This is a genomic window from Shewanella electrica (genome assembly GCF_022321485.1).
In the GTDB taxonomy this organism is placed as follows: Bacteria; Pseudomonadota; Gammaproteobacteria; order Enterobacterales; family Shewanellaceae; genus Shewanella; species Shewanella electrica.
This window is the reverse complement of record NZ_JAKOGG010000534.1, coordinates 1-252: the sequence shown is the minus strand read 5'-3', so window position 1 is coordinate 252 and position 252 is coordinate 1. Positions and strand designations below refer to the sequence as shown.

The window sequence follows — 252 nt, the reverse complement described above, 5'->3', positions numbered from 1 at the left end:
AATATGGGCAAAAAAGGCGGGCGCATGTTGACGACCTCGGGTGCGCCCGGATAGCCGACCGGACCGCAGTTGCGGATGAACAGGAAGCAGTTCTCGTCGATCTCGAGCGAGGGATCGTCGATGCGCTCGTGATAGTCCTCGGGCCCCTCGAACACGATCGCCCGGCCCTCGAAGATGCCGGGATGGTCGGGATGCTCGAGATAACGTTGGCGGAACTGATCGGTGATGACCGAGGTCTTCATCACCGCGCTG

At 61.5% G+C, this 252-nt stretch carries 1 pseudogene; it reads right to left on the bottom strand.

The annotated features are described in order from the left end of the window. Nucleotides 1–252: pseudogene (locus L9G74_RS21420) on the bottom strand (dihydroxy-acid dehydratase domain-containing protein); the annotation flags it as partial.